Source organism: Paraburkholderia sp. SSBN10T (assembly GCF_056619545.1).
The window spans coordinates 1-19824 of sequence record NZ_JBWQQI010000022.1; the positions used below are offsets into that span (position 1 = coordinate 1).

Here is a 19824-nt window from a genome sequence, read left to right on the forward strand (position 1 = left end):
ATCGCCCCCGCCGCCACCGACCTCAAGGTCGTTGCCACCCTTGCCGTCAAACAGGTTCGCACCCGGGGTGCCATACAGGGTGTCGTTGCCGCTGGTCCCCGTCGTCTCCATCTGAACCAGCTGCTGCTCCGTCCACACCGTGCCGTCGGCAAACTGCACCTGCTGCACGCCGTAGTAGCTGCTATCCAGTTCATCATCCAGCGTGACCTGGTCGCCGCTCACGCCGTCGGTGAGCACCAGCGCGCCGCTGCCTGCCCCCTTCACCGTCACCGACGACTCGCTGATCCCCGTACCCAGTTCCAGTACGTTGTCCGGGTTGCTCCCAAAATCGACCTCGTTGATCTCCAGATGCCCATAACCCGCGTTGAAGATCAATACGTCGCCTCCGCCATCGCTCTGTTCATACCTAACGCTGGCCCCGCCATCGAAATAATGCGGCCCCGAACTAGACGAAACAAGTTGGCTCGTGCTTCCGTCCCCCAAGAGGACATTACCCTGTGCCGCTTCGTTGGCGCTAAACGGAAGATTGAGGTTATTGAATACGGTCTGAAGTGCACCCTCGTATGAGCTCGATGTAAGCCCCAAACTACTGCTTAACAAACCCAAGATCGGAGCGACATTTCCCCAATAATGTTCGACACCGGTCGTCGTCGACGGAGCTGCGTTCGCCAGCTGATTCACGAGTGCCGATAGGTCCCCGCTGCCAACTAAGGTGTCCGTGTCGTAATCAAACGCGACTCCTGGGAGGAAAGACGCCAGCGGACCCTGCGCTAGCAATCGGACTTCGACTGCCGCCAACAATTGATTAAACGCAGTTTGCAGAACTCCGCCTTGATGGGAATTTGATGGATTTGAATTATCGCCGAACGTCGATACGAAGCTTTCACCCGCGAATTTTTCAAGTACGCCTAACTCCTGCGCGTCGATATATTGACCACGGCTATCCGGCGCAACTCCTTCCACCCCAGCCCATTGATACAGGATCTCTCTTGTCTCCGACGTGAAACTTGAAGCATCAGCCAAACCTTCATCTGAAAGCGTCTGCACCATTTGCAGAAGCGTAGGATCGAGGCTCATCGCAATATACAGATCTGGAACTGTCCCGTACCCCCGAAGATTCGGAAGAGTCAATACCGCAGGGTTAAGCTGATAGCTCCCTTCAAACTGCGAATCGACCGGGCTGTTGTCAAAATAGGCTTCGGCAATTTCGCCCGTGGTCCCATCGGAGCGCGTATATGTGGCGACCTCTTCGATTACATTTCCACCGCTGTTTTGACTTACGTTTGTAGTTGTCAGGTTGATGGAGATGATGCCAAGTTGGGTCAAGGTATGTAATTCACCTGGATCGACAACGCCATTGCCGTTCGTATCAGTCCAGACCTCAAGGTTGGCGAATTCTGGATCCTGTGCATTAATGACGCCGTCGTGATTTACGTCAAGTGCTTCAAGTGCCGTAAATCCATCCGTGCTTGAGCTTCCGAACAGGTCCGTAATATTGTCAATAGGTCCGTTACCGTTGTTTTCGATCAAAATGCCGGTTTCTGGTCCGACCCATCCTGTATGTACGGCAAAACCGGTATCATAAAGATCAAAATAGGCGTTTGACTGCGCCAATGGAATCAGCTGCACGCCTGTTCCAGATAGATCCAGGACCAAAGGATCTGCCATGCTTTTGTTAAATTCGCCTGTAATGCCGGGCATGTATGGGCCACCGGTTAACGGGCCACCTGTGGGAAAAGGAACTCCGTTGAAACCCATATTCGAAAACATGCCATTAGGTCCGAACAGCGCCGGCAAAAAATCGGAGGGAGTCGGTAGACCAAGAGCTCGTTTTAGCCCGGCTAGAGCAGCATCCGTAGCACCAATGAAATTGTCATAAGACTGCATCGGATCCCCCGCGGGATCTGTAATTGAGGCGTAGGTGTGGCCGAACACAAGGAGGTCACCAAGTGCCCCAGGCCAGGCCGACTCCGGCATACCAGTATCTGAAACAAACGTCGATACGTCGGCAGAGACGTACGAGCTGACATCACTGATGTATCCCTGGTTGGCAATATTGCTCAATACCTGCTGTGCCAAATCGTTCGAAACTGACTGGAACGTCGCATCGTCGAAGTTGTATCCTGCATTGCTGGCGGCCTCTTCGGCTGCACCTCTTACAAAAGCCCCCCAAAAGCCAGTGTTTCCATTTACTTCCTGTGCAATCCCGAACCAATTCGATGCAGCCTGCATCGTGCTATCGCCATCTAGATTTGCACCATCCAGAATGCTCTGTACAAAGCCATATCCATCTGAATAGTCTCCACTGTCAATATATCCCTGCAATGTTGAGACTTGACCTGGGGTTAAAGCGATTAGCGGCGTAGACATAGATTCACCTGTTTTCTAAGGTCTAAGTTGCTTTTTCTCAGTCGCTCGAGGTGATCAAGGTTGGATCAACGGAGCGTTACTTGACAATCATGGTCGATAAAAGCATGAATACCGAATCATCAATATTTCTAAATGATGCACCAATATTTTTATTAAAATGACAATTAAATTGATAAAGATTCGAAACCCCTCTTGTCATCGCGTAGCGAACACTCCATGAACCAGGATCCAATACGATTACATTATCAACTCCATTCTTGTAACCATATATTTTTGTCTGATTAATTTTCCCACCCGGCTTAGTGAATACACGATAACCATCACTCGGAGCAATCTCGCTCGCACCAAAACCCCCGGATAATATTTTATCTGCATTGGTTCCGTATTTTGGGTATGCTTGCACCAAGATCTCTAAAGTATTATCATTCAGCTTGAACTTCCTTGGCCCTGACGTCGGCTTCATCGACGGATAATCGACAAAAATTCTGAAAAATGTCTCGTGAATCTCTGGTTGATAGGCATCACTTATCCTAAAATGCACAACATTCTGATAGGCGGGATAACCCAACAATATTTCATGCACGCCGCCCTCTTTTTTTCCCTGGGTATCGGCGAACGATGCATTGGCGCATCCAAATATAAAAACGAGCATGAAGAGAACATTCATTCCAACATTCTGAATGCGAATGATTTTCGATCGCCCGTTGATTCCAGCACACCTTTTATTTTCAACGAAGATAGCGGCGATTGGCAGTATAATTCCAAGCGCAGCCGCAACGGCGCCGGCGCCGGCCACAAGCCTTGAAGACCTTAAAATTCGGCATATTAAAATCATTTTTCGATTCCCAAATCGCACAAAGGCCCAAAAGATGACGTGCCTGTCTTCACCGTATATAGATGCCTGATCAAACTTCCGACAAGAATGAGGATCGCGAAATCCATAGGAAATCTCGATACACTGCTTTATGATTACCTCTCGCGCCAATCAATTCCTGACAGATCATGCCAACATGCGACGCATCATAAATGCCACTGCATCAGACGACATTTTCAAAATGATCTTTAGGATATTCGGCAAATAGATATAAATTGCCTATCTCGCGAGAACGGCGGATGTATTACCACATCGTGCTCGTGAAAAATGGGCAACAACAAAACTATACTCGAAACAATAAACGACTAGTTGCTGTTGCCATAGCCCACGCCCTCTCGCAGTCATCCAGAGTTGTGCACAAGATTCTTTCGCATATCAAACGTCCGAATACGCCACTAAAAGCGCAAAATTATTGCGCCAAATTTATGTAATGACGGATCGGCTTACAAGATATTTACGAAGACTGGCAGCAATCTGCCACACCAGAATACGCAAGGTCAATGCGTTCGACCCTTTCTGTATAGAAGAGGCTTAATACCCAAATTTTTGAAATTCTCATTATTTTCCCTCGATTCTCTCTGAGTTCCCCGACGACGCACGCAGGGATTTGTGTTTTTTGTAAAAATAATTTGATCGAACCGAGTTGTCAAGCGTTTTATTTTCGCCGAACCGGCTGCGTTGCTGCCCCCTTACCTGTCCCGACAGACAAATCGGTGTCCAATCTCGGGTCGTAGGAAGTTCACGACGGCATATGCAATGGCGAGAGCTCCTGAGCTTCCCTAAAAATGCAAAAAACTCTAACTGTGCTCAGGTGGGTGCAACAGTTTAAAGCGGACCGCCGGGTACGGATAGGCGGGCGACAACGTGGAAACAGGCGCTTCTGCAAGCTGCAGATCGGCGGCACTCTCCTCTGGTCCAGCTGTTACAGATAATCCCCTTTTTTGTTGGTTTATCAGGCTACAGTTGCATCGCCGGATCCTGTTGCTACTGCTGTATATCTTAACAACCACATGATCGTTGCGCATAAGGTTGTCAATGTTGGACACGATCGTTCCCAATTGGCCACGATGGTGACACTGGCGCGAGATGCAATCGGTGGCCTCTCGCCCCAAACCCCGGACGCTGCGAACTTCGTCCCAATTATTCAGAATCCCGACTGAACCGCTTACAGAGCCGGGGGGACATGTTTCGCACCGTGGTAGCACGATGCAAGGCTGTTGAACTCAAACCGTGAGCGTTCGCTGTCAGAATGATCACCGGGAACCCCGGGTCGCGTGCACCTGATCGCAGCCTGGCGAGGTTTGAAGCTGTGCATGCCCATTGCACAAGGCAGCACTCTTCGGCCACATGTAGCCGTTCGCGACTCGTGAACAATCGTCCGTTTCTTCATGAGGTTCGGTCATTCGAAAGCCAGCTTAACATTTGCCACCAGCCGTCCAGTGTTCCGTCCCAGAAATAACTTTGCATAAATTTTTCTTGTTCTATGATCGAATCCTGACGAGCAGGAACAGGAGGCGATCGTGGGGCGCAAGGGAATCGAGGTTGTGGTGCCGGAACTCGAGCGTGAACAATTAGCCGCTCGCATTCGTTGCCTCATTCTCTGGTCCGTCGGTCAAAGATTGCCCTGATGGCCGTTTATGGGCATACAAGCCAGAAAATTGCGATGCAATGCGAAGTAACGCCACCGGCGATTACACCCCGGAAGAAGCGGTTTGTCGCGCAGGGACTTGCCGGTTCTGCATGATGAAGCTCGTCCGGGTGGCCGCGCATGCATGACGATGAGACCGTGGCGGAGCTGCTGGCCAAGGTACTGCATGAGAAGTCGGACGGGGCAACGCACTGGAGCGTGCGTTCTGCTGCGAAACAAACGGGAATTTCGAAGAGTTCGGTGGCCCGGTATCTGTCGCTGTTCGGTGTACAGCCCCATCGTTCCAAGAACTTCAAGCTGTCTACCGATCCGTACTTCGTGGAGAAGGTCCGCGATATTGTCGGGCTGTACCTAAAGCCCGCCGACCAATGCGCTGGCCAGTGCCAGGCACTGCAGCGCATGCAGCCGGTATTGCCGATGGGGCTGGGCTATCTCGAAGGGGTGACGCATGACTACGTCCGGCATGGCACGGCGACCCTGTTCGCCGCGCTCGATGCGGCAATGAATGAAATCATTACCCAATGCCGGCCACTCCATCGGCACCACGAGTTTCTGGCCTTTCTCAATCACATCGCCCAGGCTGTGCCGGCAGACCTCGATGTGTATCTTATCGTCGACAACTATGCCGCGCACAAGCATCTGAAGGTCAAGGCGTGGCTGGCGAAGCATCCGCGGTATCATATGCATTTCACGCCGACCTATTCGAACTGGCTTAATCAGGTGGAGCATTGGTTTGGCCTGATTACGCAGCAGGCTATCCGGCGCGGATCAATCAGGAACGTGCGCCAACTGATTACCTGCATCGAACGCTCTGTCGAGCAGTACAACCAGCACAAGCGGCCGTTCGTATGGACCGCCACAGCAGATTCCATCCTTAAGAACGTGGCTCGACTATGCAAAGTTATTTCTGGGACGGAACACTAGAATATTTCTTTACCTGCCTGCTGATTTTCGTTCGCCCTTGCGGGGACAGCATATAAAATTTATGGTGGTTTATGCCGAAAGAGATACGAAAGATTTATTTGGCCGCGTGGTTAGTAACGATCCTGATGATGCTCATTGACCTGATTTTTAGCAAATTACATCGGATTTCGAGTTGAAAACGACAGTGTAGCGCAAAGCACACGAAGATTTTTTGTATCGCCACTATCACCGGAGTGTTTTGTTTAATATCACGCAGGATGCATAGAATGTCTGCCAGGAAATTATTTTATGAAAGTCTGGCGCATTTATTTATGTGGATCACAATTCTGACCATCTTCACTCACGTTGGCGTCGTATTTCAATATCTCCGCATAACGACCGATTTCCCGCTCGTAAGCAATGCATTCGTATCTGTTGATTCCGCGCTTGGATTTCATTGGCCGGAGACCTATCAATGGGTGAAGGCGCATCATTGGATGCATTCTGCGCTCGAGTTCGCCTATGCGTCTGGTGGAATTCAACTCTTCGTTATCCCGGTTATTCTTGCGCTAACTTCGAACTCACAGGACTACGCCGAATTCGTCGTGCAGTTTATCGTCTCGACCACTCTGGTGATATTGATCGCCACACTTCTTCCGGCAGAGAGTGCATTCGTTCACTTCGGCGTCCATGACCCCAATACCGCCTCGACCGTCTCCGATTTTGCGCTTTTGCGTAGCGGCACCAAACCAGAATTGGTAATCGATTCCGCTCAGGGAATCATTTCTTTTCCATCGCTTCATTGGCATATTGGTAATTTATTTCGTCCGTAGGTTTTTTATTGGGTCAGCGTACTCTGAGTCGTGCGGGATCGAACGCGGGAACATGGCGATGGTCGCAAAGGATTGACGAATTTCCGGAGCTCGCATCTAACGATGCTGAAGATCGCCAGCACGAGGCCAACCTGCACGGCATATCGAAGCGCGGAGATACGTATTTGCGCACGCTACTGGACTCACTGCGCACGCAGCGTGTTGACGCACTCAAAGCATTCACCGGGCGCAGCGGCTTATCAGCAGCACTGAACGATCCCAGGCGAGGCTGCGCGCCGCGCAAACACCTCGCCCTCAGCCTAAACGAGGACTGAACGCGTACTGTTCGATTTCGCCATGACGCGCAACCACCGCCGTACTCTCCGGAATCTCCTCCCACCAGCCAGGCAAATCCACAAGCGGCTCGGACAACACAAGAAACGCATCGTCACCAGCCGCGACGATCCGAGGATCATGCGGATACAACTCATGCAGATGATGAAACGAGGTGCTATGAAACAGCGAACGCGAATCCCGCTCACTGGAATACCGCACGGCAATGATCTGCTCGCCGTCGGTCGCGCAGACCGTCATGTTCAGTGGATGTTCGACGCCATTCTTGCGCCCGGTGGCCTCAACAAAAGCGACCATCCGCTCCAGCGCGGTAACCGGCGTGAGTTCCAGGCCAAAGGTCAACGCGAGAAAGAACAGCACCTCGGAATCGGTCGACCCCTCAATGGACGGGAACAGTTCCGGCTTGATCGCCAGCATCAGTTCGCGCCGCACCGACGGGTAATTGCGTACGAGCCCGTTGTGGACGAACAGCCACCGGCCATAGCGAAACGGGTGACAGTTGGTCTCCTGAGCAGGGGTATTGGTGGCTGCGCGAATGTGGGCGACGAACATCGGCGAGTGGATCGCGCGGGCCGCTTCGCGCAGGTTGCGGTCGCTCCAGGCGGGCTGCATGCAGCGGTAGCGAAACGGGATGTCGGTGGGATGTCCGTACCAGCCGATGCCGAAGCCATCGCCATTGGTGGTGGTTTGGCCAAGGCGCGAGTGCAGGCTTTGATCGATCAGCGAGTGTTTGGCGCGAAACAGCACCGTCTCGAGTTGAACGGGGTTTCCGGTGTAAGCAAGCCAGCGGCACATGAGGGGTCTCCTTCCTGTCGACGCAAGCAAGGGAAGCGAAAAATGTCGGCAGCTTCCTGAAGGTGCGATTTCTCGCATCCTAGCACCAGCAGGCAAACGCGATATGTCAGCTCGCCAAACCCGCGCCGGCCGGCGCCGTTATTTAGGCGGCAACTGCGCAATAGGAATCAGGAACTCGGAAAAGCCGGTCAAGATAATCTGCACACCGATGCACAGCAGCAGAAAGGACGACACCCGCATAGCCACCTTGGTGCCTTCGACGCCAAGATAGCGAGCAAAAACAACGGCACGGCTGTAGGTGATATACACGACGATGGCCACGATGATCGAGATCACGACTGAAGCGATGCTCGACAGCACGAACTCAGACAGCTTATGGGTCCGGTTCGCATTGAGGGCAATGGCCGTGGCGACCGAGCCCGGGCCCGTGGTCAACGGAACCGTAAGCGGGAAAAACGCCCTGGAGGTCGCGCTGTCCGCATCGACGCGCTTGACTCCGGAATCGGCGGGCGGCGTATCCGGTGCGTTGAGCATGTTCCAGCCGGCCACCGCCACGGCGAGTCCGCCGCCAATGCGCAGCGCCTCCATCGAGATGCCGAAGAAGTGCAGCACGGGGGTGCCGAGGAAGAACGCGACAAGCAGCACGCACAGCACGTTGATGGCGATCTTGCGTGCGAGTGTGGTGCGCTCTTCGGTGGTGAGCGATGCAGTCCGGTCGAGGAAGACGAAGGCGATACCGAATGGATTGATGATGCTGATCAATCCGGTAAACCCAAACAGAATGTCCGAGATCAGACTTTCCACCATGTTTGCGATCCGTGTCGAACGACGGCTGATGGATTCCGGCGGGAACCCGATGCCGCATCATAGCGCGATGCGGCATGGCTATGACACTAGCCACGAAGCGAAGCCGTGGCGCAATGCAACATGGCGCGATCGCACGCCCTCGTCTCCCCTTCACAGCTTTCAAGCCACCTACATTTTTTTTGGCGGCCTTTACGTAACAGACCTATCAGGCATAAAGTCCGGACGAAAGACAGGCTTCAGCAGACGCATCCACCCGTTCGAGGAGTCGCCCCCCATGTACCTTCGTTTCCTCGCCGCGCTGCCGTTCATCGGCATCCTGCTCGGCGTGCCGTTTGTCAATCGCGTCGAGCCGCTCGTGCTGGGCATGCCGTTCGTGCTTGCCTGGATCGTCCTGTGGGTGATCCTCATCTCGATCATCATGGGGATCATCTACCGGCTCGACCCGAGCAACCGTCAAACCGCTGCCGATACCGAAGAGGCCAGCTCATGAGCAGCGCCCTGATCATCATCGCCGCGGTGACGGTATTCGCGCTGTTTCTCGGCCTACGTGCGCGGCGCGGCCACGACATGAGTCTCGAACAATGGACGGTGGGCGGGCGCAGCTTCGGCACCGCCTTCGTGTTCCTGCTGATGGCCGGCGAGATCTACACCACCTTCACCTTTCTCGGCGGCAGCGGTTTCGCTTATGGCAAAGGCGCGCCGGTTTACTACATCCTCGCTTATGGGTCGCTCGCCTACATCCTCTCGTACTGGATGCTGCCGCCCATCTGGCGCTATGCGAAAAGCCAGCGGCTGGTTTCGCAGCCGCACTTCTTCTCGCGCAAGTACGATAGCCCGGCCCTGGGCGTGCTGGTCGCGCTGGTCGGCGTAGCCGCACTGATTCCGTATCTGGTGCTGCAACTGAAGGGGCTTGGCATCATCGTGGCGACCGCGTCGTATGGCGCGATTCCGTCCACCTCGGCGATCTGGATCGGCGCCGCGGTGGTGACGTGCTACGTGATCGTGTCGGGCGTGCGCGGCTCGGCATGGAACTCGGTCGTCAAGGACACGCTGATTCTGGCGGTGGTGCTGTTTCTCGGCATCTATCTGCCGATCCACTACTACGGCGGCCTCGGCGAGATGTTCCATGCAATCGAAACAGCCAAGCCCGGCTTTCTCACCTTCCCCGCCAAAGGCTCGAGCGTGACCTGGTTCCAGTCGACCGTGCTGCTCACCGCGCTGGGCTTTTTCATGTGGCCGCATACGTTCGGCTCGGTGTTCACCGCGAAGGACGAACGGATTTTCCGCCGCAACGCGATGGTGCTGCCGCTCTATCAGTTGATCCTGCTGTTCGTGTTCTTCGTCGGTTTTGCGGCCGTGCTGAAAGTGCCGGGCCTGAAAGGCGGCGATATCGATCTGTCGCTGTTCCGCCTGTCGCTGCAGACCTTCGATCCGTGGTTTGTCGGGATCATCGGCGGAGCCGGTGTGCTGACCGCGCTCGTGCCGGGTTCGATGATCCTCAACACGGCCTCGACGCTGCTCGCCAACGACGTCTACCGCGGTTTGCTCAAACGCGACGCCAGCGATGCGAGCGTCACGAGGCTGGCCCGCGTGCTGGTGCCGGTCGTAGCGCTGGTGGCGGTAGCCTTCACGCTGCATGGCGGCGAGACCATCGTCGCGCTGCTGCTGATGGGCTACAGCTTCGTCACGCAGCTTTTTCCGGCCATGATATGCAGCCTCGCGCCGCATAACCGGGCGACCAAACAGGGCGCATTCTGCGGAATTCTGGCCGGTGTGGCGGTGGTGGCGGTCACTACGCTGATGCATCTGAGCATGGGCCAGTTGTTCCCATTCCTGGCCGATGCCGCCAAGGACGTGAACATCGGTTTCGTCGCACTCGCCTTGAACATCATCGTGTTCGTGGTGGTGAGCGCAGTCACGCAACCGCGCGCGAGCAGCGAGTCGCACGCGCATACGCAAGTGCATTGAAGTCGCCGCATCCCGCACTTGCGGTTGTCCGCAAGTGCGGGATGCCTCTCTCACAAGCTTGCTTAAACGCCCTTCGCGTACAGCGTCGAATCCGCAAATCCCTCGGCTGCCAGCACACGCCCCACCAGAATCAGCGCGGTACGCTCGATCTGCGTGGTCTGCACCTTGCCGACAATGTCGGCCAGCGTCCCCGTGACCTTTTCCTCATCCGGCCAGCTCGCCCGGTAGATCACCGCAATCGGACAGGCGTCGCCGTAGTGCGGACGCAGTTCGTCGACGATGCGCGCCAGATGCCGCACGCCCAGATGAATCGCCATGGTCGCGCGATGCCGCGCCAGCTCGCTCAACTGCTCGCCTTCCGGCATGCTTGTCTTGCTGGCGAAGCGCGTGAGGATCAGCGTCTGCGAAACGTCCGGCAGCGTCAGCTCGCAGCCGAGCGTCGCCGCGCATGCGGCCGTCGCGGTGACGCCTGGGACGATCTCGTAAGGAATCCGCAATTCACGCAATCTGCGAATCTGCTCGCCGATGGCGCCGTACAAGGACGGATCGCCGGAATGCACGCGCGCCACGTCTTTGCCTTTGGCGTGCGCATCCTCGAGCAAGGCGACGATCTGGTCGAGATCGAGGTCGGCGGTATTCACCACCTGTTCGGCGGCGTGGCCTTCCAGCACCGCCGCGGGAACCAGCGAGCCGGCGTACAGGATCACTGGGCAACTGCGCACGAGACGCTGCCCTTTTACCGTGATGAGCTCAGGGTCGCCTGGACCTGCGCCGATAAAAAACACTGTCATGCAAACTCCGTGATTCGATAGTGCGAGCCGCGCGGTCATCGGTCGCGCGGCATCGTCTGTACAGTCAGGACAACAAGGTTTGCAGCGCGTCGAGCAGGTCTGCCGGACGGCTGAACTCGCGCTCGACAGCGGGCAAGGCCGGACGCCGCAGCATGATCACCGGCAAGCCGCGCTCGCGGGCGACTTCAAGTTTCGCTTCGGTCGCGGTGCCGCCGCTGTTCTTGCTTATCACGACGTCGATCCGGCCGGCGGTGAAAAGGTTTCGCTCGCCATCCAGGGTGAACGGTCCGCGGACGTCGAGGATGCGTGACCGGGCGGTGCCTGGATGAGCATCGAGACAACGGATTGTCCAGTACTGGTCCGCGGGGATTTCATCGAGATGCGCGAGCGCCTCGCGGCCGAGCGTGAAAAGCGGCCGGGCGAATGGCGCCATTGCGCCGATCAGGCCGCTCCAGCCGTCGACAATGCGCCAGTCGTCGCCGCTCTGCGGCTGCCAAGCGGGACGGCGCAGCGCCCAGCACGGCACGTTGGCGGCGCGGCTTGCGGCGTGGGCGTTGGCGCTGATCTGCGCGGCGTAGGGATGGGTGGCGTCGACCAGCAAGCCGATGCTTTCGTCCTGGAGATAGCGGGCAAGGCCCTGTGCGCCGCCGAAACCGCCGACTCGCACCGCACAGGCGAGATCGGACGGCACCTTGCCGAGTCCGGCGAGACTGTAGACGTGTTCGGGGCCGAGCTGCCGCGCGATGTGCAACGCATCGCCGGTGCCGCCGAGCAGAAGGACGCGGGTCATGCCGGCACCGCCGCAGCAAGCGGTTTGCCGACCTCCAGCAACGTAATCGGCAACGTCTGCCGCCACGTATCGAAGCCGCCCAACGGCTGCGCCTCGGCGAGCGCGATGCGCGTGAGCGTGCCGCCATGCTGCTCGCGCCACGCCATCAGCGCCGTCTCGCCCTGCAGCGTGACGGCATTGGCAATCAACCGGCCGCCCGGGCGCAACTGCGCCCAGCAGGCATCGAGCACGCCCGGCACCGTGACGCCGCCGCCGATAAAAACCGCATCGGGTGTCGCCAGTCCGTGAAGCGCCTCCGGCGCCCTGCCCGCGACCAGTTGCAAACCCGGCACGCCGAGCGCGTCGCGATTGTGTTCGATAAAGCGCTGCCGTTCAGGATGCGCCTCGATTGCGATGGCCCGGCAGGATGGATGCGCACGCATCCATTCGATCCCGATCGAGCCGCTGCCCGCGCCCACGTCCCACAGCAGTTCACCGGGCGCCGGCGCGAGACGCGCCAGCGTGATGGCGCGGACATCGCGCTTGGTCAACTGTCCGTCGTGGCGAAACGCATCGTCGGGCAGGCCAGGCGTCAGCGGCAGACGCGGCGCGCCATCGGCCGCGCGGCACTCCAGCGCGACGAGGTTCAAGGCGGCGACCGCTTCGCCGGACCATGCGTCGGCGCGGCCATCGAGGCGGCGTTCGCGCTCGCCGCCAAGGTGTTCGAGCACGCTCATGCGGGTCGCGCCGAAGCCGCGTGAGGTCAGCAGCGCCGCCAGCGCCGCCGGCGTGGTCCCGTCGGCGCTCAAGACAAAGAGCCGCGTGCCCGCATGCAGATGTGCGCTCACCGTGGCAAGCGAGCGGCCCACCACGGACACCACCGCCACCTCCTGTAAGGGCCAGCCAAGACGCGCCGCCGCGAGCGACAGCGACGACGGCGCAGGCAACACGCGCAGTTCGCCCGCCGGCAACTGACGCGCGAGCGTCGCCCCGACTCCGAACAGCATCGGATCGCCGCTCGCCAGCACGCACACCGGCGTGTCGCGCCGGGCCAGTACCGGCGCGATATCAAACGGGCGCGGCCATGCTTCGCGCCGCGCGGCGAGGCGCGCCGGCAGCATCGCGAGATGCCGCTCGCCGCCGAATATCACGGCCGCATCGAGCAGCGCGCGGCGTGCCGGGCGCCCCAGACCGGCAAAACCGTCATCGCCGATGCCTACCACGGTCAGCCATGCCGGCATGAATCCATCCTCATACTTGATCTTCAATTGAGCCGCTGCGGCACGCCAAGCAAGGCCGCCGCATCGTTGTGCTGTTCGAAAAAAGGCATAATACCGTGTCTGTCGCCGGCGCCCTTCGGGGTCGAACTGTTCGTGCCAGCCATCATCGGGCGGGGCGTAGCGATGCCGCAGCATTTCCCTTCCTGAGCGATGCTCGGGCCGTCGCGCGACGCTAACCCGGTGCCCTCTTGAATCACGCGTCATCTTCCTCCGTCACATCCGTTACCGCCAGGCCCTCGGCTTGCCCAGGCTTGCTGCGCATCGTCGCGGCGCTCGATGGCGGGATCTGCCGCATCAAGCTGCCTGGCGGCGTATTGCGCGCCAACGCGGCAAGCGCGATCGCAGAGGCCGCGGAGCGGCATGCGGCCGGGGTGATCGAACTGACCAATCGGGCCAATCTGCAACTGCGCGGCGTGCGGGCCGGACATGAGCCCGCGTTGATCGAGGCGCTGTTGAGTGCGGGGCTGGGACCGGATGCGGGTTTGCTGCAGGCGTCGCACGCAGCCGCTGCTGACGATGTGCGCAACCTGATGGTCAGCCCGAGCGCCGGGCGCGATCCTCATGCGTTGTTCGACACCACGACGCTCGCCGCGCAGATTCTGACGCTATTGCAAAGCGAGCCGCGTTTCGCTGCGCTTTCGCCGAAATTTGCGCTGTTGCTGGACGGCGGCGAGCGGCTGGCGATGCTCGAGCATCCGCACGATGTCTGGCTGGCGGCGCTGGATCATGCAGACGGTGTGCGCTTCGTGTTCGGACTGGCCGGCTGCCCGCCGCTATCGTCCACGCCTGCGAACCACAGCGACGCGACCGGCACGCCCGCGCTGGGGACAGTGACGCCCTCGCAAGTCCCCGCGCTAGTGAAAGCCCTGCTGCACACGTTCCTCGATCTGGCCGCGCCGGAGCATACCCGGATGCGCCACCTGCTTGCCGCACAGTCTGTTGAAACCGTGTTGCAACGCGTCCAGACGTACCTCGACTTCCCACTCTCGCGCGAACCCGCACTCACCGGCTGGCGGCGCGCCCCTGCCGATGCGTCGCTGCGCTTCGGGGTGCAACCTCAGCGCAAAGCCGGGACGTGCCAGGTGGGCGGCCAACCGCCGCTCGGCCGTCTGGACGGCGCGACCCTGCGCGCGCTCGCCGCGCTTGCCGAAGACTCGGGCAACGCCGCGCTGCACATCACGCCGTGGCAAAGCGTGCTGCTGCCCGACGTCGCTCCAGAGGCCGCGCCGTCCGTGCTCGCCTGCCTCACCGCTCTCGGCCTCGCTTGCGAGCCGGGACACCCGATGGCCCGCCTGATCGCCTGCGCCGGCTCGACTGGCTGCGCGAAAAGCCACGCCGACACCAAGGCCGACGCGTTACACCTCGCCGCCCAGTTGCCCGCAGACGTCGAACAGGTTCACCTGAGCGGCTGCCCGCGCTCGTGCGCGGCCGCCCACTGCGCGCCGTTTACGCTGCTGGCGGTGGAGCCCGGCCGCTACGACCTCTATCGACGCGACGCCCCGCCCGGCTTCGGTCAGTGCGTCGCGCACCATCTGACGATCGAACAGGCCGCCGGCGCACTCGCCCGGCTGGCCCGCAGCCCCCGGAGTTCTTTTGATGCTTGATTACATCCGCGACGGTCAGGAGATCTATCGCCAATCCTTCGCGACGATTCGCGCGGAGGCCGACCTGTCGCACATCCCCGCCGACCTCGAAAAGCTTGCCGTGCGCGTGATTCACGCCTGCGGCATGGTCGACGTGAGCGACGCACTACGCTTTTCCCCCGGCGCAGGCGCGGCGGGCCGCGCGGCGCTCGCCAACGGCGCGCCGATTCTGTGCGACGCCCGCATGGTGGCCGAGGGCATCACGCGAGCGCGTTTGCCTGCGGATAACGAGGTGATCTGCACGCTCGGCGATCCGTCCGTGCCGGCGCTCGCGCGTGAGCTCGGCAATACCCGCTCGGCTGCGGCACTCGAACTGTGGCGCCCGCAACTGGCCGGCAGCGTGGTGGTGATCGGCAACGCGCCCACCGCCCTCTTCTATCTGCTCGATATGCTCGATAACGGTGCGCCGCGTCCTGCGCTGATTCTCGGTTTTCCGGTGGGTTTTGTCGGCGCGGCGGAATCGAAAGCACTGCTCGCCGCAGACAGCCGCGGCGTGCCCTACGTGGCCGTCGAGGGACGGCGCGGCGGCAGCGCGATGGCCGCCGCCGCAGTCAACGCGCTTGCTTCGGAGGCCGAATAAATGACCGCACAGGGACGTCTGTTCGGAATTGGCGTCGGCCCCGGCGATCCGGAGTTGATCACGCTGAAGGCGCTGCGTTTGCTGAAAGCGGCCCCCGTAGTGGCGTATTTTGTCGCCAAGGGCAAGAAAGGCAATGCGTTCGGCATCGTCGAGGCCCACTTGGGCGAGACGCAGCAGCATTTGCCGCTGGTCTATCCGGTGACCACCGAAGCGCTCGAACCGCCGCTTTGCTATGAAGCGATCATCGCCGACTTCTACGACACGGCGGCCGAGGTCGTCGCCGCGCATCTGGATGCGGGACGCGACGTCGCGGTGATCTGCGAAGGCGATCCGTTTTTCTACGGCTCGTATATGTACCTGCACGACCGGCTCGCGGAGCGCTTCGAAGCGCAAGTCGTGCCGGGCGTGTGTTCGATGCTCGGCGGCGCGGCGGTGCTCGGCGCGCCGTTGGTGTATCGCAACCAGAGTCTCTCCGTGCTGTCGGGCGTGTTGCCGGAAGACGAGTTGCGGCGGCGTCTGGCCGACGCGGATGCCGCGGTCGTGATGAAGCTCGGCCGCAATTTCGACAAGGTGCGACGAGTGCTGTGCGACCTCGGGCTCGCGGAGCGCGCGCTCTACGTCGAACGCGCGACGATGGCGAACCAGCGTATCGTGCCGCTCGCCGAAGTCGATCCGATGGCTTCGCCGTACTTCTCACTACTCGTCGTGCCGGGGGAAAAATGGCAAGGATGACGCCGCCCGCGATCGTGATCCTGGGCACGGGGGCGCTCGCCACGGCGAAACGCGTCCAGGCGTGTTATCCCGGTGCACAGGTGCATGGCTTGCGGGGGCGCGTCGAAGCCGACGTCGCTTATACGGAACTCGCCGCACATCTGTGTGAGTTGTATGCACGAGGCACGCCGATCGTCGCGCTGTGCGCGGCAGGCATCGTGATTCGTTGCGTGGCGCCCTTGTTGACCAACAAGGGCGTCGAGCCGCCGGTGCTGGCCGTTGCGGAAGACGGCAGCGCGGTGGTGCCGCTGCTCGGCGGCCTCGCCGGCGTGAACGTGATGGCACGCGAGATTGCGGCGGCGCTGGAGGTCGCACCGGCGATCACGACGAGCGGCGAGTTGCGCTTCGGCGCCTGCGTGTTGAATCCGCCCGAGGGTTATGCGCTCGCGAGTCTCACGCAAGGCAAGCGTTTCGTGTCCGACATGCTCGCGGGCGAAAGCACGCGGATCGAAGGCGATGCGCCGTGGCTCGACGACGTGCAGTTGCCACGCGCGAGTTCCGCGCGGCTGGCGATTCGCGTCACGCCCAAGGCCTGGGACGGCGGTGCGGATGAACTGGTGATTCATCCGCGCAGCGTGGTGGCGGCCGTGTGCGCTTCGGGCGCTCAGATCGCCGAACAGGTCCGTGCTGCACTCGATGCGCACGAACTCGCCCCGCTTTCGCTGGCGGCGCTGCTTGCGCCTGTGGAACGCATCGGCGATGAAGGCTTGAGCGAAGCTGCCGCCGCCTTGGGTGTGCCGCTACGCTTCGCCGTTCTGCCTGAGGCAAGCGCCGGGCAGCCGTCCGCGTCTGCCGCCCAGCGCCTGCTGGAAAGCGCGCTACGCGTGCCCTGCCAGACCCTGCTCCATGATGCCAATGCGGACCTCGCGCTGGCGCTGAGCCGCACACCGATCGCCCCGGAAACGATCGGCCGCGCCCGTGGCCGCCTCACCGTGATCGGCCTCGGCCCCGGCAGCGCGGAGTTGATGGTGCCGGCGGCACGCACAGCGCTGATCGAAGCCACCGATATCCTCGGCTACGAGACTTACGTCAAAATGGCCGGCCCATTTCGCACCGATCAGCAGGTGCACTGCACCGACAACCGCGAAGAAATGCAACGCGCCCGCCACGCGTTCGAACTGGCGAGCATCGGCCGCGCGGTGGTGGTGGTCTCGTCTGGCGATCCCGGGGTGTTTGCGATGGCCGCCGCGGTGCTCGAAGCCCTGGACACTTCCAACGACCCCAGTTGGGGGGCGGTCGAACTCGATATCGTGCCGGGTGTCTCGGCCGCCATGGCCACGGCCGCGCAAGCCGGTGCGCCGCTCGGACACGATTTCTGCATGCTGTCGCTGTCCGATAACCTCAAGCCGTGGTCGATCATCGAAACGCGTCTGCGCCACACCGCCCAGGCCGATCTGGTGATGGCGTTCTATAACCCCATCTCGCGGGCGCGGCCCTGGCAACTCGATAAAGCGCTCGACATCGTGCGCGAGTATCGCGCCGCCGGGACGAAGGTGGTGCTGGGGCGCGATATCGGCCGGCCCGGAGCATCGCTCAGGAGCACCACGCTCGGCGAGTTGCGTTCGGCGGATGTGGATATGCGCACAATGGTCATCATCGGCTCGTCCACGACGCGTGGCTTTACACGCGGTGCGCAGGGGGAATGGGTTTATACGCCGCGCTGGTATCCCTGAGCGGTTGCAGGCCGGGGCACGGTCACGGCGCGGCGCGGCGCCTGCTGGTATGCGATGCGCATCGAATCACGCGCACTGATAAAAATAATCACTCGCCGTTTCAGCGCAACTAAATAGAGAATTAAACTTTTCGGTAACGTTGACGTTAATATCGGCAATATGCCACTTGCTTCGCTACTAAAAAGTCAATGAACGAAGATACCGTGGAATCACCCGTCAAGGGCGTGCCGGCCGCACTGACCCTCGACACCGTACCGGTCGGCACGCCGCTCGACTGGCCCATCGTCGATCGCGACGGAACCCTGCTATTCGATGCCGGCGCCATTCTGGTCGGCGTCGAGGAACGCAAGTTCCTGTTCGACAACTTCATCCCGCATCGCGGCGACCTGTCCGAAGACGCGGCAGTCTCCGGCGAAGCTGCGCCCGGCGCGCCGGACACATCAGATCCGTTGACGGTCAAAGACATGCACCTGACCATCGGTGCGCTGCTCGGCCTGCGCCAGCAGATCGGCAGCGCCGCGCCGATGCATCCGTGCCGCATCATCGGTGTCGCGCCGAACGAAGCGATCTTCGCCACGCCGCCGCTTTTCGAAGGCAAGATCCTGCCGCTCAACGTCGGCGAAAACGTCGAGATTGTCGCGATCGCCAGTCAGGCGGTGTTTCGCTTCGTCTGCACGGTCATGGCGGTATGCCACTTGCCGTTCGACTATATCGTCCTGTCGCAACCCGGCGTGATACGGCGGCTGCGCGAACGCAAATCGATCCGGGTCCGCGCGCATTTCGCCGTACGTTACGGCATTGGCGAAACGGGCGAATCGTACGAAGGGCTCGGCCTCGCGAAGGGTATCAGCGCACTCGGCATGTCGCTCGCGGCGTCGTGGCCGCTCGGTCAGATCGGCGACCGGCTGCGCGTCGCGTTTGCCCTCAAGTCCAAAGAGCTCGATACGCTGATCGAAACCACCGCGGTGATCCGCAACCTGCAAAAGGGCGCGATTGGTGAACCCGCGGTGCATGGTCTCGAGTTCGACCGGCTCGACAAGGCGCAACAAATGGCCATGAAGGTGTTCGTCTTCGACCGCCAGGACGACGTGCTGTATTGGACCAACGGGACCAGGTAGCGGCTACGGCTGGCGTCGCCACGCGCCGCTAGCCGATCAGTTCCTCCGGCGTGACGCATATCGCGCCCCACGCTTCGGCAAGCTGCCGGCAACGCCCCACCCGGATCGCACCGCGCTCGAAATCCACCAGCATAATCTGGTCGGCCCCAGCGGGACGCATCGGGAGGTCGGCGCTGCGTCCGTCGGTCAGCATCCAAAGCCAGCGTTGCTGCAAAGGCTTGCGGCGCGCGGCCCGTTCCAGCAGGTGCGCGGCGCGGCGCATACCGGCGGCGAGAGGCGTGCCGCCACCGCCGCCCACCGGTTGCAGCCAGCGCTCGTTCCACCAGCGCGGCACCGCCGGTCCAAAACGAAGCTCGACGCCCGTACCGCCGAAACAGAGCAGCGCCGCCTCGGCGCGTGCCGAACTGGCGCGGTCGAACAACGCGACGAGCAGCCCTTTGGCGAGCGCGAGCCGCTGCCCCGCCAGCATCGAACCGGAGCAGTCGAGCAGGAAGCAATGCAGGACGCCGCCTTGCGGCGCTGCCGGCATGAAGCGTAGATGTCCGGCGTGCAGACGCTGCCGGCGTTTTGCGGCGAGGGTCGAAGGCCAGGCGATACGCGTGCTTCGCCCGCTGCCGCGCGCCGCTGCACCCGCGCCTTTGCGCCATCGAAAACCGCTGTACAGATCA

The 19824-nt window shown here is 60.4% G+C and carries 18 protein-coding genes; 9 read left to right on the forward strand and 9 right to left on the reverse strand.

Going from position 1 to position 19824, the window contains the following annotated elements; translation table 11 throughout:
- Together AC1ECK_RS28005 and AC1ECK_RS28010 are read right to left on the reverse strand one after the other, a co-directional pair.
- On the reverse strand, nucleotides 1-2370 hold a 2370-nt coding region (locus AC1ECK_RS28005; protein ID WP_480324993.1), incomplete at its 3' end, for a calcium-binding protein.
- Nucleotides 2371-2446: 76 nt separating this feature from the next.
- A complete protein-coding gene (locus AC1ECK_RS28010; RefSeq protein WP_480324995.1) occupies nucleotides 2447-3355 on the reverse strand; it encodes a hypothetical protein in 909 nt (302 codons plus the stop codon).
- 1657 nt (nucleotides 3356-5012) lie between these two features.
- Between AC1ECK_RS28010 and AC1ECK_RS28015 the strand changes: the two genes are divergently transcribed.
- Nucleotides 5013-5816, forward strand: coding sequence for an IS630 family transposase (locus tag AC1ECK_RS28015; RefSeq protein ID WP_480324997.1), 804 nt, complete (start codon nucleotides 5013-5015; stop codon nucleotides 5814-5816).
- 266 nt (nucleotides 5817-6082) lie between these two features.
- Entirely contained in the window at nucleotides 6083-6628 is a 546-nt protein-coding gene (locus tag AC1ECK_RS28020) for a phosphatase PAP2 family protein (RefSeq protein ID WP_480324999.1), read from the forward strand.
- A 294-nt stretch (nucleotides 6629-6922) separates the two neighbouring features.
- On the opposite strand, the gene AC1ECK_RS28025 is transcribed toward AC1ECK_RS28020, so the two are convergent.
- Nucleotides 6923-7756, reverse strand: coding sequence for a class II glutamine amidotransferase (locus AC1ECK_RS28025; protein WP_480325001.1), 834 nt, complete (start codon nucleotides 7754-7756; stop codon nucleotides 6923-6925).
- Nucleotides 7757-7894: 138 nt separating this feature from the next.
- Entirely contained in the window at nucleotides 7895-8563 is a 669-nt protein-coding gene (locus AC1ECK_RS28030; RefSeq protein ID WP_480325002.1) for a MarC family protein, read from the reverse strand.
- A 274-nt stretch (nucleotides 8564-8837) separates the two neighbouring features.
- On the opposite strand from AC1ECK_RS28030, the gene AC1ECK_RS28035 reads away from it, so the two are divergent.
- Both AC1ECK_RS28035 and AC1ECK_RS28040 read left to right on the forward strand, forming a co-directional pair.
- Complete coding sequence (locus AC1ECK_RS28035; RefSeq protein WP_480325004.1) at nucleotides 8838-9053, forward strand: DUF3311 domain-containing protein; 216 nt, start codon at nucleotides 8838-8840, stop codon at nucleotides 9051-9053.
- A complete protein-coding gene (locus AC1ECK_RS28040; RefSeq protein WP_480325006.1) occupies nucleotides 9050-10531 on the forward strand; it encodes a sodium:solute symporter family protein in 1482 nt (493 codons plus the stop codon). Before AC1ECK_RS28035 ends, AC1ECK_RS28040 begins: the two co-directional genes overlap by 4 nt.
- A 62-nt stretch (nucleotides 10532-10593) precedes the next feature.
- Here the strand turns inward: AC1ECK_RS28040 and cobM are convergent, their stop codons facing one another.
- From cobM to AC1ECK_RS28060, 4 genes are all read right to left on the reverse strand, one after another.
- A complete protein-coding gene (gene cobM, locus AC1ECK_RS28045) occupies nucleotides 10594-11322 on the reverse strand; it encodes a precorrin-4 C(11)-methyltransferase (RefSeq protein WP_480325008.1) in 729 nt (242 codons plus the stop codon).
- 64 nt (nucleotides 11323-11386) lie between these two features.
- Nucleotides 11387-12112 carry a cobalt-precorrin-6A reductase gene (locus tag AC1ECK_RS28050; RefSeq protein WP_480325010.1) on the reverse strand — a complete coding sequence of 242 codons (726 nt, stop codon included), beginning with the start codon at nucleotides 12110-12112 and terminating at the stop codon, nucleotides 11387-11389.
- Nucleotides 12109-13332, reverse strand: coding sequence for a precorrin-6y C5,15-methyltransferase (decarboxylating) subunit CbiE (gene cbiE, locus AC1ECK_RS28055; RefSeq protein WP_480325201.1), 1224 nt, complete (start codon nucleotides 13330-13332; stop codon nucleotides 12109-12111). Before cbiE ends, AC1ECK_RS28050 begins: the two co-directional genes overlap by 4 nt.
- A gap of 23 nt (nucleotides 13333-13355) precedes the next feature.
- Nucleotides 13356-13568, reverse strand: a complete 213-nt coding sequence (locus AC1ECK_RS28060; protein ID WP_480325012.1) for a hypothetical protein — start codon at nucleotides 13566-13568, stop codon at nucleotides 13356-13358.
- On the opposite strand from AC1ECK_RS28060, the gene cobG reads away from it, so the two are divergent.
- The 5 genes from cobG (at nucleotide 13560) to AC1ECK_RS28085 (ending at nucleotide 19156) form a co-directional block, all read left to right on the forward strand.
- On the forward strand, nucleotides 13560-14975 hold the full coding sequence (gene cobG / locus AC1ECK_RS28065) for a precorrin-3B synthase (protein ID WP_480325014.1): 1416 nt from the start codon (nucleotides 13560-13562) through the stop codon (nucleotides 14973-14975). The two genes, AC1ECK_RS28060 and cobG, sit on opposite strands and share 9 nt — an antisense overlap.
- Nucleotides 14968-15594: a precorrin-8X methylmutase gene (locus AC1ECK_RS28070; RefSeq protein ID WP_480325016.1), complete on the forward strand. Its 627-nt coding sequence runs from the start codon at nucleotides 14968-14970 to the stop codon at nucleotides 15592-15594. Before cobG ends, AC1ECK_RS28070 begins: the two co-directional genes overlap by 8 nt.
- Nucleotides 15595-16326, forward strand: a complete 732-nt coding sequence (locus tag AC1ECK_RS28075; RefSeq protein ID WP_480325018.1) for a precorrin-2 C(20)-methyltransferase — start codon at nucleotides 15595-15597, stop codon at nucleotides 16324-16326.
- Nucleotides 16323-18038 (forward strand): precorrin-3B C(17)-methyltransferase, encoded by a 1716-nt coding sequence (cobJ, locus tag AC1ECK_RS28080; RefSeq protein ID WP_480325020.1) that lies wholly within the window; start codon nucleotides 16323-16325, stop codon nucleotides 18036-18038. Before AC1ECK_RS28075 ends, cobJ begins: the two co-directional genes overlap by 4 nt.
- A gap of 188 nt (nucleotides 18039-18226) precedes the next feature.
- Nucleotides 18227-19156, forward strand: coding sequence for a flagellar brake protein (locus AC1ECK_RS28085; RefSeq protein ID WP_480325022.1), 930 nt, complete (start codon nucleotides 18227-18229; stop codon nucleotides 19154-19156).
- A gap of 28 nt (nucleotides 19157-19184) precedes the next feature.
- Here the strand turns inward: AC1ECK_RS28085 and AC1ECK_RS28090 are convergent, their stop codons facing one another.
- A complete protein-coding gene (locus AC1ECK_RS28090) occupies nucleotides 19185-19820 on the reverse strand; it encodes a vWA domain-containing protein (protein ID WP_480325203.1) in 636 nt (211 codons plus the stop codon).
- Between the last annotated feature and the right edge of the window lie 4 nt (nucleotides 19821-19824).